16 protein-coding genes, 1 pseudogene and 1 riboswitch are annotated in these 14,872 nt (G+C 39.2%); of the genes and pseudogenes, 14 read left to right on the top strand and 3 right to left on the bottom strand.

Annotated features, from left to right (window positions below; translation table 11 throughout):
- Nucleotides 1-12 precede the first annotated feature (12 nt).
- Nucleotides 13-420: a curli assembly protein CsgF gene (locus BCU84_RS17095; RefSeq protein ID WP_102529283.1), complete on the top strand. Its 408-nt coding sequence runs from the start codon at nucleotides 13-15 to the stop codon at nucleotides 418-420.
- A gap of 1 nt (nucleotide 421) precedes the next feature.
- Nucleotides 422-1,273, top strand: a complete 852-nt coding sequence (locus BCU84_RS17100) for a CsgG/HfaB family protein (protein WP_102529284.1) — start codon at nucleotides 422-424, stop codon at nucleotides 1,271-1,273.
- Nucleotides 1,274-1,417: 144 nt separating this feature from the next.
- Here the strand turns inward: BCU84_RS17100 and BCU84_RS17105 are convergent, their stop codons facing one another.
- Nucleotides 1,418-3,175, bottom strand: coding sequence for a PDZ domain-containing protein (locus BCU84_RS17105; RefSeq protein WP_102529285.1), 1,758 nt, complete (start codon nucleotides 3,173-3,175; stop codon nucleotides 1,418-1,420).
- 226 nt (nucleotides 3,176-3,401) lie between these two features.
- Between BCU84_RS17105 and hinT the strand changes: the two genes are divergently transcribed.
- The 11 genes and pseudogenes from hinT to BCU84_RS17155 all read left to right on the top strand — a co-directional run bounded on the left by hinT (nucleotide 3,402) and on the right by BCU84_RS17155 (nucleotide 12,300).
- Nucleotides 3,402-3,758, top strand: a complete 357-nt coding sequence (hinT, locus tag BCU84_RS17110; RefSeq protein WP_102529286.1) for a purine nucleoside phosphoramidase — start codon at nucleotides 3,402-3,404, stop codon at nucleotides 3,756-3,758.
- A gap of 10 nt (nucleotides 3,759-3,768) precedes the next feature.
- Nucleotides 3,769-4,149 (top strand): annotated as a pseudogene (locus tag BCU84_RS21135) (PaaI family thioesterase); the annotation flags it as partial.
- Between the two features lie 99 nt (nucleotides 4,150-4,248).
- Nucleotides 4,249-4,782 carry a PaaI family thioesterase gene (locus tag BCU84_RS21140; RefSeq protein WP_347231198.1) on the top strand — a complete coding sequence of 178 codons (534 nt, stop codon included), beginning with the start codon at nucleotides 4,249-4,251 and terminating at the stop codon, nucleotides 4,780-4,782.
- Between the two features lie 95 nt (nucleotides 4,783-4,877).
- A complete protein-coding gene (locus BCU84_RS17120; RefSeq protein ID WP_102529287.1) occupies nucleotides 4,878-5,267 on the top strand; it encodes a YcfL family protein in 390 nt (129 codons plus the stop codon).
- Nucleotides 5,268-5,415: 148 nt separating this feature from the next.
- Nucleotides 5,416-5,527: riboswitch (TPP riboswitch) on the top strand.
- A 115-nt stretch (nucleotides 5,528-5,642) separates the two neighbouring features.
- Nucleotides 5,643-7,829: a TonB-dependent receptor gene (locus BCU84_RS17125; protein WP_102529288.1), complete on the top strand. Its 2,187-nt coding sequence runs from the start codon at nucleotides 5,643-5,645 to the stop codon at nucleotides 7,827-7,829.
- Between the two features lie 148 nt (nucleotides 7,830-7,977).
- Complete coding sequence (locus tag BCU84_RS17130) at nucleotides 7,978-8,238, top strand: YkoF family thiamine/hydroxymethylpyrimidine-binding protein (RefSeq protein ID WP_102529289.1); 261 nt, start codon at nucleotides 7,978-7,980, stop codon at nucleotides 8,236-8,238.
- 42 nt (nucleotides 8,239-8,280) lie between these two features.
- On the top strand, nucleotides 8,281-8,931 hold the full coding sequence (gene pnuC / locus BCU84_RS17135) for a nicotinamide riboside transporter PnuC (protein WP_102529290.1): 651 nt from the start codon (nucleotides 8,281-8,283) through the stop codon (nucleotides 8,929-8,931).
- A gap of 68 nt (nucleotides 8,932-8,999) precedes the next feature.
- Complete coding sequence (locus BCU84_RS17140; RefSeq protein WP_102529291.1) at nucleotides 9,000-10,085, top strand: phosphotransferase; 1,086 nt, start codon at nucleotides 9,000-9,002, stop codon at nucleotides 10,083-10,085.
- A gap of 44 nt (nucleotides 10,086-10,129) precedes the next feature.
- Nucleotides 10,130-10,975 carry a DUF6279 family lipoprotein gene (locus BCU84_RS17145; protein WP_102529292.1) on the top strand — a complete coding sequence of 282 codons (846 nt, stop codon included), beginning with the start codon at nucleotides 10,130-10,132 and terminating at the stop codon, nucleotides 10,973-10,975.
- Between the two features lie 94 nt (nucleotides 10,976-11,069).
- The gene (locus tag BCU84_RS17150) at nucleotides 11,070-11,660 is read left to right on the top strand and encodes a DoxX family protein (RefSeq protein ID WP_102529293.1); all 591 of its coding nucleotides are present in this window, start codon (nucleotides 11,070-11,072) and stop codon (nucleotides 11,658-11,660) included.
- 91 nt (nucleotides 11,661-11,751) lie between these two features.
- Complete coding sequence (locus BCU84_RS17155; RefSeq protein WP_102529294.1) at nucleotides 11,752-12,300, top strand: NAD(P)H nitroreductase; 549 nt, start codon at nucleotides 11,752-11,754, stop codon at nucleotides 12,298-12,300.
- A 208-nt stretch (nucleotides 12,301-12,508) separates the two neighbouring features.
- Here the strand turns inward: BCU84_RS17155 and BCU84_RS17160 are convergent, their stop codons facing one another.
- Nucleotides 12,509-12,715 carry a hypothetical protein gene (locus tag BCU84_RS17160; RefSeq protein WP_102529295.1) on the bottom strand — a complete coding sequence of 69 codons (207 nt, stop codon included), beginning with the start codon at nucleotides 12,713-12,715 and terminating at the stop codon, nucleotides 12,509-12,511.
- A 192-nt stretch (nucleotides 12,716-12,907) separates the two neighbouring features.
- Nucleotides 12,908-13,618 carry a glutathione S-transferase gene (locus tag BCU84_RS17165; protein WP_198589604.1) on the bottom strand — a complete coding sequence of 237 codons (711 nt, stop codon included), beginning with the start codon at nucleotides 13,616-13,618 and terminating at the stop codon, nucleotides 12,908-12,910.
- Between the two features lie 241 nt (nucleotides 13,619-13,859).
- Here BCU84_RS17165 and BCU84_RS17170 point away from each other — a divergent pair, with 241 nt between their 5' ends.
- Nucleotides 13,860-14,837: a rhodanese-related sulfurtransferase gene (locus BCU84_RS17170; RefSeq protein WP_102529297.1), complete on the top strand. Its 978-nt coding sequence runs from the start codon at nucleotides 13,860-13,862 to the stop codon at nucleotides 14,835-14,837.
- Nucleotides 14,838-14,872 lie beyond the last annotated feature (35 nt).

A 14,872-nucleotide genomic window follows, 5' to 3' on the forward strand; every position in this document is an offset into this window, starting at 1 on the left:
CAGGGACCGCACATGAAAAAAATATTATTTACCTCCGCGGCGTTAGTTTTTTCGGCAAATATTAGCGCCACTCAGTTAGTTTATACTCCGGTTAATCCCGCTTTTGGTGGTAGCTACTTAAATGGTCAGTATTTATTAAATAATGCACTTGCTCAAAATGATCATGAGCCTGAATCTTCAGGTGGAACGGGATATGTCGCGCCAACAGCTTTGGAACGTTTAGCAAGCTCGTTAGAATCTAGGTTAATGTCTCAACTCTTTAATGATGCAGCTAATGGTAATGAAGGTTATCTTAAAACCGATGACTTCGAAATTAACGTTGTTAATGAAGATGGAACGTTACTCGTACATATTACAGATCTACTAACGGGTGAAACGACGATAATCGAAGTCGGCGGCCTAGTGTCTACAGGAGGATAAAATGAATAAGATTTTAGTCAGTTTATTTCTTCTTTCGTTAACAGCATGTTCTTCTGTTGATGATGAGTTTGCAGACATAGACGCAACATCGAGTTTAATGCCAAAAGGTGAGACTTACTACGATTTGGTCAGCTTGCCTTTTCCTCAAGGTGCCATGATTGCTGCAGTTTATGACTTTAGAGATCAAACAGGTCAATATAAACCAATCCCGTCTAGTAACTTTTCAACTGCGGTGCCGCAATCTGGAACTGCATTTTTAGCGCAATCATTGAATGATTCTGCATGGTTTATACCTGTTGAGCGAGAAGGGCTGCAAAACTTATTAACCGAGCGTAAAATTTTACGTGCTGGCTTAAATGGTAATAAGAATAAACTGCCTCAATTAAACAGCGCCCAAGTATTGATGGAAGGCGGTATTGTTGCTTATGACACTAACATCAAAACAGGTGGTGCTGGCGCGCGATATTTAGGTATTGGTGCTTCTGGTCAGTATCGTGTGGATAGTATTACTGTAAACCTACGTGCAGTTGATATTCGAACTGGTCGCCTTTTAAGTAGTGTTACTACAACTAAATCGGTAATTTCAAAAGAAATCACCGCTGGTGTATTTAAGTTTATTGACGCTCAAGATTTACTAGAAGCTGAAGTCGGTTACACCTCAAATGAACCTGTAAGCCTTTGTGTTGTGTCAGCGATTGAAAGTGCTGTAGTACATTTAATTGCAGATGGTATTTGGAAAGGTGCTTGGAACTTAGGTGATTCTGTCACCGGTCTGCAAAATGAAACTTTGCAAAAGTATTGGTTAGAAGCCCACAGTGAAGCCAGAGTGAGTGCAAGAATTAAGCGCGGCTAACACACGTTAAAGCTCAATTATTTACAGTAAAAAAAGGTGCCTATATGGCACCTTTTTTATTGCTGTAAATAATTGAATATGTCTTATATTCAGAAATAAAAGCATATTCAATTTTTATTTGATATTTAGGTAATGCCTATAGCGCTACAGCCAAATATTCAGTTTTTCTTGGTCGTGAATATCAAGACTAACGGTATCAGTTATTGCAGAGCTAATTGTCATAACACCTTGCATTAACTCATCTCTTCTAAACCAAGTTAACGTGACTTCATCGCCCAAACTCATTGATTGTAATTGTGCTTCAAATTGCGCATCAACTTGTAAGTTATTTGCTGCGATCAATAAATCACCCGCGCTCAGTCCAGCTTGATGAGCAGGGCTGCTTTGGGTAACCGTCAAGACTTTAAGGCCTAGAGATTCAGGTTTCGTTTTTGCGCCAAATGCTATTTCATAACCTTTGGTTTCTCCACCGCCTAAATCAGCATTGCCGGCACTGGCTCTAAGGCGAAGTGTGATACCGACTTGGTTAAGCAAAGGCTCAAGCGGGATATCCTGGGTGTTATCGAGGTAAGCAAATAACTCGTCACAATTGCGATTTAACAGGCTTTCGACAATTTGTTGGTGAGTATTAATCTCAGTGCCAATTCCTTTTGCACCGAACTCTTGCCAAAGCGTGCGCATGACATCATCTAAACTCTGTTTGCCTTCTGTTTCAATTCTGATGGTGAGATCCAAGAATAAGGCGAACAAGGCGCCTTTAGTGTAATAACTCACAATGGCATTATTGGCATTCTCATCTTGTTTATAAAACTTAGTCCAGGCATTAAAACTTGATGATTTTAAGGTTTGCTTAAAACGCCCTTGTGAACGATATACTCGGGTCATTATCTCGCTTAACATAGTGAGATATTGAGTTTGATCGACACAGCCACTACGATAAGTTAAAAAATCATCAAAGTAGGATGTGATACCTTCATAAGCCCATAATTGCTCTGTATAAGCTTCTTTGGATAAATCAAACGGGGTGAATTCAGCAGGCTTAATCCGTTTTACATTCCAACTGTGGAAATATTCATGGCTGCATAAGGATAAATAAACCCGATAATCTTTATTCACTTCATGGTACATATCAGTAGGTAAATCTTTTCTTGAACACATTAGCGCCGTGCTTGCTCTGTGTTCTAAACCGCCAAAACCATTGCCTAATACTGTGGTAAGAAACACATATCGCTCAAATGGTGCACTGCCACCAAAGAGGTTTATTTGGTACTCGCAAATGGCTTTTAAGTCTTTACATAAACGGGGTAGTGATGCGCGATGTTTACCGCTGAGAACGATATCGTGAGGTACGCCGCATGCTTCAAAACTGGCAATCGCGAGGTTGCCCATTTCTACAGGATGATCGATAAAATCATCATAACTACCAGCGTAGAAGTCACCAAAGCCAAATTGTTCACCAGAGGTTCGTTTCATGCTGGTGGCAAGTTTCCAATCACTCAATTCAGGCAATACTGGTTTTTCAATGGTTAATGTGTGTTTTTCTTGCTCAAGCCCTTCAGCGCATAAGAAAACACTGCTGCCATTAAAAAATCCGTGAGTCGTATCTAGGTGAGCAGATCGCACGGATAAGTCCCAAGCGTAAACCTGATAAGAAATGTTAATAAAACTGTCGCTGTTTTGACATTGCCAAGTTTGTTTATCTAGCTGAAGCACCTCAATTGGTTGCCCATTTTTATCTATTGCCTTTATATCGATTAGGTTTCTTGCAAAATCACGGATCATGTAGCTTCCTGGTAACCAAGAAGGCAATGACAGTGTTTGCTGCAGTTTTGCTTTGCTAATTGTTTGAGTGACTTCAAATAAATGCGCTTTAGGATCGATAGCAATGATGTGATAATGCATGAACAATTTCCAAATAAGTTGGTGTTGCTAAAAAGAAATGCGAGCTAGAAGAACCACAATGCTGCCAAAATCACTGCCAATGTGCAAATGCATATGTACAAGACGACAAAATCTAAAATGTACATTTACTGGAGTGACAAAGGTCGTAGTTGATACTATAAGATAATCTAGTTGGCGCGCTCTATAGTAAAGTTCACCTCACAAATAACGATAAGGATGATTACCCATGGCCGAAGAAACCATTTTTAGTAAAATTATTCGCCGCGAAATTCCTGCGGATATTTTATTTCAAGACGAGTTGGTGACCGCTTTTCGTGATATTTCCCCGCAAGCTCCAACGCATATTTTAATTATCCCAAATCACCTTATTCCAACGACTAACGATATCAAAGCGTCCGATGAGTTAGCTTTAGGACGCATGATGTCTGTTGCGGCAAAGCTTGCTGATGAAGCGGGGATAGCTGAAGACGGATATCGTTTAATCATGAATTGCAATAAGCATGGTGGCCAAGAGGTTTATCATATCCACATGCATCTAGTAGGCGGCAAACCGTTAGGTTCAATGCTTAATCATGCAGGATAGTTCTAACCCAATGAAAATAAACAGTGAATTTTTTCCGCTAACGCAAGTTGCGACTCGTTTCGTGAACCAGTTAGCCCAATGTCGACGCCTGAACATTAGTGTACTTGAGGCGAGTGAGCATCATGTGTTACTCGAACTGCCATACAGCCAAGATATTATTGGTGATCCTGATACCGGAGTTATCCATGGTGGTGTGGTAACTACGTTAATCGACACGGCATCAGGTACGTCGGTTGTGAGTGCAATTTTAGCTAAATATGAGTCTCTAGAGATATCGCCAACTTTGGATTTGCGTGTTGACTATATGAAACCCGCTGAACCTGATAAGCCACTTTATGCGATTGCTGAGTGTTACCGTTTATCAGCCAACGTTGCTTTTACAAGAGCCATTGCTTATCAAGACAGTGTTGATGATCCTATTGCTCATGCTGTTGGTTCTTTTATGCGAATAAGTCCAGAAATGGTCGGCGAAGAATTCCGCCAAGCATTAATGGGAGACACTAGCACCAGCGATGAGCTCGCTGATAATAAAAACCTTAGTACTGGCACTTCTTCAAAAACTGACAGCGAAGTACTCGTTGACGATGAATTAAACGTTCATGATATTGTGAAGCGTGCTATTGATCTTAATGATTACAGTTATCTGCTGGCAAAAGTGCCGTACACGCAATTTATTGGCATGAGTGTTAACCGTTTCGGTGATGAAATGGTGTTTAAATTGCCACAAAAAGACGACAATATCGGTAACCCTATTTTACCTGCCATCCATGGCGGTGTTATCGCGGGCTTTATGGAAATGTCGGCGATTGTGCAATTAATGGTATTTATGCAGGCGAAGAAGGTACCTAAGATCATTGACTTCTCAATTGATTACTTACGTGCTGGCTTACACCAAGATACCTTTGCAGAGTGTAAAATTACTCGTCAGGGGCGCAGAGTCGCCCACGTAACGATAAATTGTTGGCAAACTAATAGAAAGCAGTTGATAGCAACAGCTAGAGCCCATTTTTTATTAGACCAATAAAGTGTAAATTAAACATAAGCCATTTTTTACAGTAATCTTAATAAGTATTCTTAATAAGTATTCTTAATAAGTAAATAGTACCCAGAGGAACAATCATGAAACTGTCTATCGTTGTTGTAACATTAGTATTAATGATGTCTGCTTGTGCCAATCACACTGCAGGGGTTTCAGCGGGTTCAAATGGTGTCACGAGAGTGGATAATTACTCATTTGGTCAAGAAGTTGCCGTTGAGCAAGTAAGAGTACGTACTCAAGGGGATTTGCTACAAGGTTCAGCACTTATTATGAGCCAAGTTGGCAGCGATTTACGCCTACAATATAAGTTCACTTGGTATGATGTCAGCGGTTTTACTATCGAAGATGAGGCCACAAGTTGGAAGTCGTTAAAGTTACATGGCAAACAGCAAATGCAAGTAACAGCGTTAGCGCCTAATGCCAATGCGACACGTTTTGATGTGTACGTGCGTAAAGCATTCTCTAACTAATCTGTATTTTGAGTATTAAAAACACCCTAATTGGGTGTTTTTTTATCGCTATATATTTTTTATTGCTGTGTGATACAAATTTGTACTTAAATAGTTAATGAAAAGTTCACGGTAATAGTGTCGTACTTAAGTTGAATCGTTTATAATCCGCCTCGCCAAGGGGTGTTAGCTCATTAATGAGCTAACTGAGATGTCTAATGACAAACCCTTAGAACCTGATCCGGCTCATACCGGCGTAGGAATAGGCTGCATTTATTTACGACAACACAGTTACGATAGCGCGGTTAGCACAACGCACATAAGACCCGTTTGTCACAGATGCACATCACTCATTCGCTATGCTTGCCGGATCTCAAAATTATTATTTGAGGTCCTATGTCTTTATTAAAATCTAAATCGCCTGTTGCGATAGCCATTCTCGCTGCTTTATCAACTTCCGCTGTTGCTCAAACAGAAAATATCGAACGCGTTGCTCCCGACGCTGAAAAAATGGAAGTGATTGTTGTTAATGCTGATTTTAGCAGTATAGAACTTGAAAAAGCGCCATCTAGTGTCACCGTTATTGACAGTCAACAATTGCAAGATGAAGGCGCTCAACATTTTGAAGACGTTTTGAACTCCATTGCTAACTTTAACTGGTCTGGTGGCAGCTCTCGCCCTAAATATTTCCAAATCCGTGGTGTGGGTGAACAAGAAGAGTATCAAGGCGCACCTAATTCATCGGTTGGTTTTATTGTTGATGATATCGACTTGTCTGGTATTGGCATGGTTTCGAGCATGTACGATATGCAACAAGTTGAAGTCTTGCGCGGGCCTCAAGGTACGCAATACGGTGCTAATGCGTTAGCGGGTTTGATTTATTTAAAAAGTAATGACCCTACAGATGTGTTTGAACATGGCGCTCAAGTATCAATGGGCGACGACGACTTACAGACATTCTCCGGTTTCAGCTCTGGTCCAATTTCTGATTCAGGAAAATTACTTTATCGCGTTTCTCTAGAGCAGCATTCTCAAAATGGTTACCGCGATAATACTTACCTTGAACGTGAAGATACCAATGCCCGCGACGAGTTTACGGCTAGAGCTAAACTGCGCTGGTACGCATCTGATGATGTCCAATTAGATTTAACCCTATTACACGCGAACTTTGATAATGGTTATGATGCTTGGACACTGGATAACAATGGTTTTGATACCATTACAGATGCCCCAGGTGTTGATGCTCAAAAAACCACAGGTGTAGGTTTAAAAGCTATTTTCTCTCAGTTTGAAAAATTTGAACTCACCTCGTTAACCTCATTTGCGCAAACTGATCATCATCATAATTATGACGGTGACTGGGCTAACCCTGAATATTGGGCATCTAAAGAATGTCCAGCCTATGATGACAGTTGGGCTGTTATTGGCACTGAGCCGTGTGTGTACGATTACACATGGGATAAACAAGGCGAACGTAAAACTATTTCACAAGAGTTTAGGATCAGTTCAAACGAAGCGGGTCGAATCTTTAATGATTCAACTGATTGGTTATTGGGTTTATATGGTATGAATCTAAAAGAAGATAATGATTTATATTCTGAATATAACGGCTGGCCTGACGAGGTTTTACAATCTGAATATGAAGCAACCAATTATGCTGTTTTTGCTCAAACAGATACCCAGTTTGGCGACGGTTATGTCTTTTCTGCTGGTGTGCGTTTAGAGCGCCGAGAAAGTGAATACAGCGATAGCAACGGTGATGAGTTCGACCCAACAGAGAATATGTGGGGCGGTCATTTAGCGATTTCGAAAAGCTTAAACCAAGATCATAATGCTTATTTCAGAATCGCACGAGGATATAAAGCTGGTGGTTTTAACATGACATTACCACCGGAATTGGCTGATAAAAAAGAGTTCGATACTGAAATCTTATATAACTACGAATTAGGTCTTAAGTCATCTTGGTTAGATGGTGTGGTTGCGACGAATATGGCGTTATTTTATATGGACCGTCAAAACCAGCAAGTATCAGCGTCACAACAAGATCCAGATGATCAGCAGCGCTTTATTCTGTATACAGAAAATGCAGGCAGCGCCAAAAATTACGGTGCAGAAGCTGATTTTAAATACTATGCGACAGATAATATTCAGTTTTATGGCAGTGTTGGTTGGTTAGAAACTGAATACGGTGATTATCAATATAACGATAAGTATGGCAACGTGATTGATTTGACAGGTCGTGACCAAGCGCATGCGCCTAACTTTACCTATAGTGCTGGTATGAGTTATGTCAGTGATTCAGGTTGGTTTACTAACCTTAATGCGAGTGGCAAAAGTGATTTTTATTACTCAGACAGTAATGAATCAAAGTCCGATGCTTATACTATCTTCAATGCTCGCATTGGCTATGAGTCACAAATGTGGTCAGCATACCTGTGGGGCAGGAATTTATTTGATGAGCAATATGGTGTAAGAGGCTTTTACTTTGGTAACGAGCCAGATTTAGATTGGGCTGACAAACAATATGTTCGTTATGGCGACCCTCGTCAATTAGGTATTACCCTTGATGTGAAGTTTATGTAGCGTTAATGAGTAATCGTTAAAGATCATTTTCTTTAATAATTACAATAGTTTTAACAATATATTTTTACAACGTATTTCAGTGAAATACCGCCATAATTTGCTAGACTATGGCGGTATTTTTAATTGAGACGTACCTAAGGAATTCCTGATGAAATTAACTGCTGAAATCAGTATGTATCCATTTAACGAAAACTATTTAGATCCGATTAAATGGTTTATTGGTCGTGTTGATAGCTATTCAAATATTGAAAGAAAAACCAATGCGATGGCAACACAAATCTGTGGCGAATATGCAGATGTGATGTCAATGCTTGCGGTAGAAATGGAAGCCGCCCATCAAAAGTGGGGCAAGGCTGTTTTTGTATGTAAGTTTATCGGTGGCGAATTAGATTTAAGCCATACAGAATAAAACTTGTTAATTCGCACAATATAGAAAAAGAAGCGCCTTATTATGCTTGCTGAGATTTTTCAATCAATACAAACGGCCATCGCTGAAGCCACAGCTATGACTGGCTGGGAGGCGGTTGCTGTCATATTGGCCATCGCATATTTAGTTCTCGCCATGAGAACTAATATCTGGTGCTGGGCTGCAGCATTTGTCAGTACGGCTATTTACACCGTGTTGTTTTGGAAGGTCTCATTATTGATGGAGTCATTGCTGAATGTATATTACATGGCAATGGCTATTTATGGTTTTTGGTTGTGGCGTTATGGTGCCAGCGATGTCCACAACACGGCTTCTCCCATTATCAGTTGGTCACTGAAGACACATCTAATTATTATTGCCGTCACAAGCATAATCTCTCTAGTCGTAGGTTATTTAATGGCAACGAATACCTCAGCTTCGTTTCCTTATCTTGATGCATTAACGACATGCTTTGCTGTGATGACAACCTATCTAGTGGCGAAAAAGGTCATTGAGAATTGGTATTACTGGATGGTGATTAATTCACTATCGATTTATTTATACTTACAGAAAGGCTTGATGCTCACATCTGGTTTACTTATTTTATATCTGTTCATGGCTGTCAGTGGTTATTTCATGTGGCGCAAGAAAATGCAGCAAGATAACCTTGACGTTAATTTATCTCTAGCAAAATAAAGGCGTTTAGAATGACTTTAAAGCCAGAGTGGAGCAAGAGTGGAGCCTGAACTAAAATGCAGAAATAGATGAAAAAATTTAATCCTTGGTCTGTATTGCCTGCATCATTTCAAAGACTACTGCCGTCTAATTTAGTGGATGAGATAAGTTCACATTGTATTGGCGTCACTAAGCTATCTGCTGGTTTAAGCAATAGTAATTATCGGCTCCACATGCTTCATCAAGATTGGGTGCTGCGTGATAATAAAAATGTTCAACAATGGTGTGATAGAGACAATGAAGTCATTTGCTGGCAGATGGTTGAAGCAGTTAAATTAGCGCCAAAGCTGATCTGGAAAAGTGCTAATAAACAGTTTTATTTGAGCGAATTTATTAAGCAAGATAGGTTTGATTGGTCATCTATATACTCTGAATACGGCTTTAATTCCCGAGAACGCCCGGTTAATTCTGTTTTTCATCTAAATCCAATATCTCAATCCGCAGAGGATCAAACGCTATTAAAAAATAAGCAACAACAAGCACTTGACCCCGTTGAGCACCTGTTAAAATTACTCTGCGAGTTATCAAGGCTACCTTTGCCACCTAAAGTCATCAGCTTAACGCAGCAATGGCAAGTTTACCTCGAGTCTTTAACAACCATTTCTCAAGTTGAAAAAAATCAACAATGGCAGAGTTCGTTCAGACAGTTAAAGCAACGACAAGTTGAGATGAATGCTTGGTTGGCTGATTTGGAATCATGCTTGATAGCTCCTCAGTTTTGCCATCGAGATTTATCACCCTATAATTTGTTGTTTTGCGATGATAAATTGCAATGCATTGATTTTGAATATTGTGCGGCCAGTCACCCAATGTTTGATTTGGCCTCTGTTTTGACAACTCACCAATTAACTTCGCATCAAGTGACCAGCTTATGTAAACAATATTTTGCTGAGCAACCAAATCTTAAAGTTGGCGCTAGCCAGTATGTAAGGCAAATCATTAATTGTTTTTGGATGTTTGCTGCCGCTTGGGCATTAATGATGGCAGGAACAGAGGTTGAAGACACGGGAAAGGAGGCTGAGGCACCAATTGTAGGTAACAAGCTGACAGATATTGCTGAGGTAAAAGCTTCATATTTTACGTTATTCAACAAATACCTATCTTTAATATCATAAGACTATTATTCTTAATCAATAGCCAAGATTAAGGAGAACGTCCGTTGAAGAAGTCATTCGTTCCAATATTGCTGGTGGTATTTTTAGTTGGCTGCTCAACTAAATTTAGTTATTTTTTTCTTGATTGGGCCATAGAATGGCGGGTCGAGGAATATGTGACTTTAGATAAGAGTCAGCAAAAACAATTTGATGTTCTACTAGATAAATTCCTCATCTGGCATCAAAAAGATGAATTATTAAGGTATAGCCAACAACTCAATACACTTTCTACTGCGATTGAAACGCAAACTGTGACGCCCGAAATGTGGCAGCAACAAGTTACGGATGCAAAGGCTCACTGGTTCCGTATTTTCGACTTTATCCTACCTGATTTATTACCCATCCTTGCAAGCTTATCTGATGAACAAGCCAATGGCATGATTGAACAGCTCAAACAAGATAATAAAGACTTAAACAAAAAGTATGCAGGAAAGACACAACAAGAGTTATTAGAAGATTCCAATGACAAGATATTAGATCGTATTGATGATTGGCTAGGCAGTGTATCTACAGAACAACAAAGTTTAGTCAAAAACTATAATAAACAGCGCATTGCGACCTTAGATATGTGGCTCGAATATCGACTTGAATGGTTAAGAGAGTTTCAACAAGCGATTGAAATGCGTGATGATGAACGCTTATTAGAACAACGTATGCGTTTATTAATGACCTCACCAGATGAATTAAAGTCAGAGGTTTACCAGCAACATGTTGATCAAAATTCTCGATTATTTGGTCAATTGGTGATTGATATTAATCGCAGTTTATCCGCCAAACAGAGGCAACATTTTACCGGTAAAATGGAAGAACTAATTACTGACTTAAGTGATCTTTCAAGTGAGATAAAATAATTCAGGTACTATTTTAGGCTGTTTTAATTACCTGTGATGAAATAATTTTCGACTAAGCTTGGTCTATTGACGTAATGAATGAATATTTTAAGGAATAAATATGACCAACCTTTACCAGCAGTTTTTAAATTTTTTAAAACACCTTGAAGGTTTAGCACCATTAGCATTACGTATTTATCTTGCGCCGGTATTAATGCAGGCAGGTTATAATAAATTGTCGCATTTTAGCGATACTGCTGCATGGTTTGGTAATCCAGATTGGGGATTGGGACTACCAATGCCTGAGGTGATGACAGCACTTGCTGCAGGTACTGAGTTATTTGGTGGTTTCTTATTATTGGTTGGTTTAGCGACTCGATTAGTGGCTATTCCAATGATGTTTACCATGTTGGTTGCGGCATTTGCTGTTCACATTGATAACGGCTGGTTAGCTATTGCTGATGCTAGTTCTTGGCTTGCGAATGATAATGTTGCCGCATCTGCTGAAAAATTGGCTGCTGCGAAGTCAATTTTGCAACAGCACGGTAATTATGAATGGCTTACTAGCTCAGGTAACTTTGTTATCTTAAATAATGGTATAGAGTTTGCCATTACCTATTTATTTATGTTGCTGGCTCTACTCATGATGGGTGGTGGCCGATACACTAGCGTTGATTACTTTATTCGAAAGCGTTTTATGTCATAAATTGAGTCATTAAAAAATCCCACTTCAATGTGGGATTTTTGTTAGTATCAGTCAGAATTTAATTAATGTGATTGATAAAAAGGACATTTCATTGGACGCATCAGAATTATTACTTACCCGACAATCAACGCCGAGATTAACTCAACCTGCTCCTTCAGAGTCTCAACTTGATTTCATTCTTAATGCTGGCGCACGTGTGCCTGATCATGGTGCATTAACGCCATGGGAATTTATCATTGCTACTGGTGATGGTCTTAATAAGTTAGGCGATATTTTTGTTAAAGCAGCGACTGCAAACGGAGCTGAAGAAGCCTTTATCGCTAAAGCTAAAAATATGCCACACCGTGCCCCGATGGTCATCACTATCGCGACCAAAAATCAGCAGCACCCTAAAGTTCCTTTACTTGAGCAACAACTGGCAGCAGGTTGTGCCACGATGGCAATGCAGCAAGCGGCTTTTTCATTAGGGCTTGGCGCAGTGTGGCGCACAGGTGACTTTGCTTTTAGCGCGGTTGTTAATGAAGGTTTAGGCTTAGCCGAAGATGAGCAAATAGTGGGATTCTTATACGTAGGTACGCCAGCAGTTAACGCACCTGTTAAACCGTTAAAGCCTGGACGTCAATTTGCTCGCTTTCTTTGATATTTGCTCAGCCTAGATAAATGACTAGCTTAGATAAAATCTGGGCTAATACAAACCTTGAGTCTAATGAGCTTAAGTCTAATAAGTTTGAGTATTGATTCATCAAATATAGGCTTTAATAAATAGTGAAGGATTCGGCGCTATCAGGTGAAAACATCTGTAGATAAAATATGACGCTGTAATGTATCAGCGTCATATACTTGAGCTTTTATTCACTTGGGTCTAAGGAGTCTAGCGGGAGTAAATTTTGATAAATATAATAACCTAAAGGCCCAAAAATCAAGCTAATTGTTCCCCATAGATACCTTCGTACATTGTCGATATGAGCACCCGTTGTTATTGCTCGATGACAAAACATGATATGCAAAATACTTAATAACAGTATTAATAACATCACCAAATCCATTTGTTCCATGTCTACATCCTTGATTACTGCAAAGAGACTTATTTAAGCTTAATCTCATTTTAGGATTTCGCAGTAAAAACAATTAAAAATCCATCTTTAAGTTGATATAACTTACTCTAATTAGTCTTACTAATTCAATGGTTTTTATGAATATTTATACAAAAGTTTGAAGTTGAGCTGTTTAATTAAGCAGTTACTAAACTATAGTGTGCTTTTTAAACTCATTTGTTGATTAATATCATCAAGCCATAGTGGATACTTACGCATAACTACCTGAAATAAATTGCTTTCAATGTGAAGTTTTAGCCACTGCCTCACTTTGGAGTATTGGCTCTGCTCAAACCAATTTTTATTTACATGGGCGAACTGTCTGACAAACGGAAAAATAGCAAAATCTGCATAGGTAGGGCTGTCAGCAAATAAGTGCGTGGAGTCGCTTAATCTCTGTTCCAGTAATGCAATGAATTTACATGCGTTTTCTCGATAATACTCTTCAGAATACTCAAGGTGTCTATCTGCGTATTTGTATTTATCTAGCCAGGTTTTAAATTCGTTATCATTTTTTTCAATTAGTGTTTTAGCATTGGCATCATTTAGAGAGTGAATTAATAAATCATATTCATCTTTGCATAAATATTCGCTATTGACTGCAGGATAATTACCTAGAGAAAAATGGACAATGTCTAGGCTTTCTTCTAGTACAAAAGTGTGATGGTCTACACCAGCGCCGCCAGTATCTTGCTGCGTGTTTACCACTAATACAGGTACCGTGCCTTTAGGTGAAATGTCGAGTAATTGAGTCGGTTTATTTTTTAGTATTATTTCACGTATTTGCGGGTTTAATGAAGATAAGTGTAACCCTAAGCGGGCGCGCATAGCATATGGGCAACGTCTAAAACTATATAGGATCATAATTTGAGTTATTTTTTTTAAGTATTTGATTCATTTTAAAAGGTTAATAAATGAATTGTTAGTGATAAATCCTAACTTGACCATCAAAGTGTGTGATCTGAATCAAATTAAATTGCCGTAAAGACTGTGATTAGGGTACAATTTCGCGCCTTTATTTGAGGTCTGTCACCTTAAGTAGTCTTGCATTAGTCAGCTTACATTAAATGCTCTGGAAATTAAGTTCCAGCTTGCGGAGAACCCCATGTCACAAGTCGTTGTTTGTGCTTTATATAAATTTGTTGCGTTACCTCATTTCGAATCCATTAGAGCGCCATTATTAGCCCATATGGAAAATGCTGAGATCCGCGGTACCTTATTACTCGCTAAAGAAGGTATTAACGGCACCGTTGCAGGTAGTCAGCAAGCCATTGATGGGTTACTTGCATGGCTGGCAACTCAAGAAGGCTTAGCTGATATTGTCTGTAAGTTTTCTTTTGATGAAGACATGCCTTTTTATCGCACTAAGGTAAAACTTAAAAAAGAAATTGTGACCATGGGTGTAGAGGGTATCGACCCTCGTGAAGTCGTTGGTACCTACGTTAAACCAAAGGATTGGAATGCACTTATTTCCGATCCTGAAGTATTACTGGTTGATACGCGTAATGATTACGAAGTTAAAATCGGTACCTTTAAAGATGCCGTTAACCCAGTAACAGAGACATTTCGAGAGTTTCCTGATTATGTAAAAGAAAACCTTGATCCGGCAAAACACAAAAAAGTAGCTATGTTTTGTACCGGTGGTATTCGCTGCGAAAAATCGACTGCTTATCTAAAAGAGCAAGGCTTTGAAGATGTTTATCATCTTGAAGGTGGCATTTTAAAATACCTTGAAGAAGTAAAGCCTGAACAAAGCATGTGGGAAGGTGAGTGCTTTGTATTTGATAATCGAGTTGCAGTAAATCATGACCTTGAAAAAGGCATTTACGATCAGTGCAACGCATGCCGTATGCCTATCACTCTAGAAGAAATGCAATCAGAAGCTTATGTGCAAGGAGTAAGTTGTCCCCACTGCATTGATAAAATATCTGATGAGCAACGCCAACGTTTTATCGAACGTGAACGCCAAGTTCAGCTAGCGAAACAGCGCGGCGAAGCGCATATTGGTAGCGAAGTAAAGCAAGTGATTGCCCAGCGTCGTAAAGACAAAGAGTCACTAAAACAAGCGCAAAATGAAAAGTAAAAGTTAAGTAAGCTAGTTTATGTTGCACGCTAAGA

It is taken from the genome of Shewanella sp. 10N.286.51.B7, assembly GCF_002873615.1.
Taxonomy (GTDB): Bacteria; Pseudomonadota; Gammaproteobacteria; order Enterobacterales; family Shewanellaceae; genus Shewanella; species Shewanella electrodiphila.

Bases quoted from the DNA above. Each gene is read 5' to 3' on its own strand.
- BCU84_RS17160 (WP_102529295.1), bottom strand. From the start codon at position 12,715: ATGGAACAAATGGATTTGGTGATGTTATTAATACTGTTATTAAGTATT.
- BCU84_RS17140 (WP_102529291.1), top strand. From the start codon at position 9,000: ATGAAAAAATTTAATCCTTGGTCTGTATTGCCTGCATCATTTCAAAGA.
- BCU84_RS17100 (WP_102529284.1), top strand. From the start codon at position 422: ATGAATAAGATTTTAGTCAGTTTATTTCTTCTTTCGTTAACAGCATGT.
- BCU84_RS17125 (WP_102529288.1), top strand. From the start codon at position 5,643: ATGTCTTTATTAAAATCTAAATCGCCTGTTGCGATAGCCATTCTCGCT.
- BCU84_RS17105 (WP_102529285.1), bottom strand. From the start codon at position 3,175: ATGCATTATCACATCATTGCTATCGATCCTAAAGCGCATTTATTTGAA.
- BCU84_RS17130 (WP_102529289.1), top strand. From the start codon at position 7,978: ATGAAATTAACTGCTGAAATCAGTATGTATCCATTTAACGAAAACTAT.
- BCU84_RS17120 (WP_102529287.1), top strand. From the start codon at position 4,878: ATGAAACTGTCTATCGTTGTTGTAACATTAGTATTAATGATGTCTGCT.
- BCU84_RS17165 (WP_198589604.1), bottom strand. From the start codon at position 13,618: ATGATCCTATATAGTTTTAGACGTTGCCCATATGCTATGCGCGCCCGC.
- BCU84_RS21140 (WP_347231198.1), top strand. From the start codon at position 4,249: ATGGGAGACACTAGCACCAGCGATGAGCTCGCTGATAATAAAAACCTT.
- BCU84_RS17170 (WP_102529297.1), top strand. From the start codon at position 13,860: ATGTCACAAGTCGTTGTTTGTGCTTTATATAAATTTGTTGCGTTACCT.
- hinT (WP_102529286.1), top strand. From the start codon at position 3,402: ATGGCCGAAGAAACCATTTTTAGTAAAATTATTCGCCGCGAAATTCCT.
- BCU84_RS17095 (WP_102529283.1), top strand. From the start codon at position 13: ATGAAAAAAATATTATTTACCTCCGCGGCGTTAGTTTTTTCGGCAAAT.
- pnuC (WP_102529290.1), top strand. From the start codon at position 8,281: ATGCTTGCTGAGATTTTTCAATCAATACAAACGGCCATCGCTGAAGCC.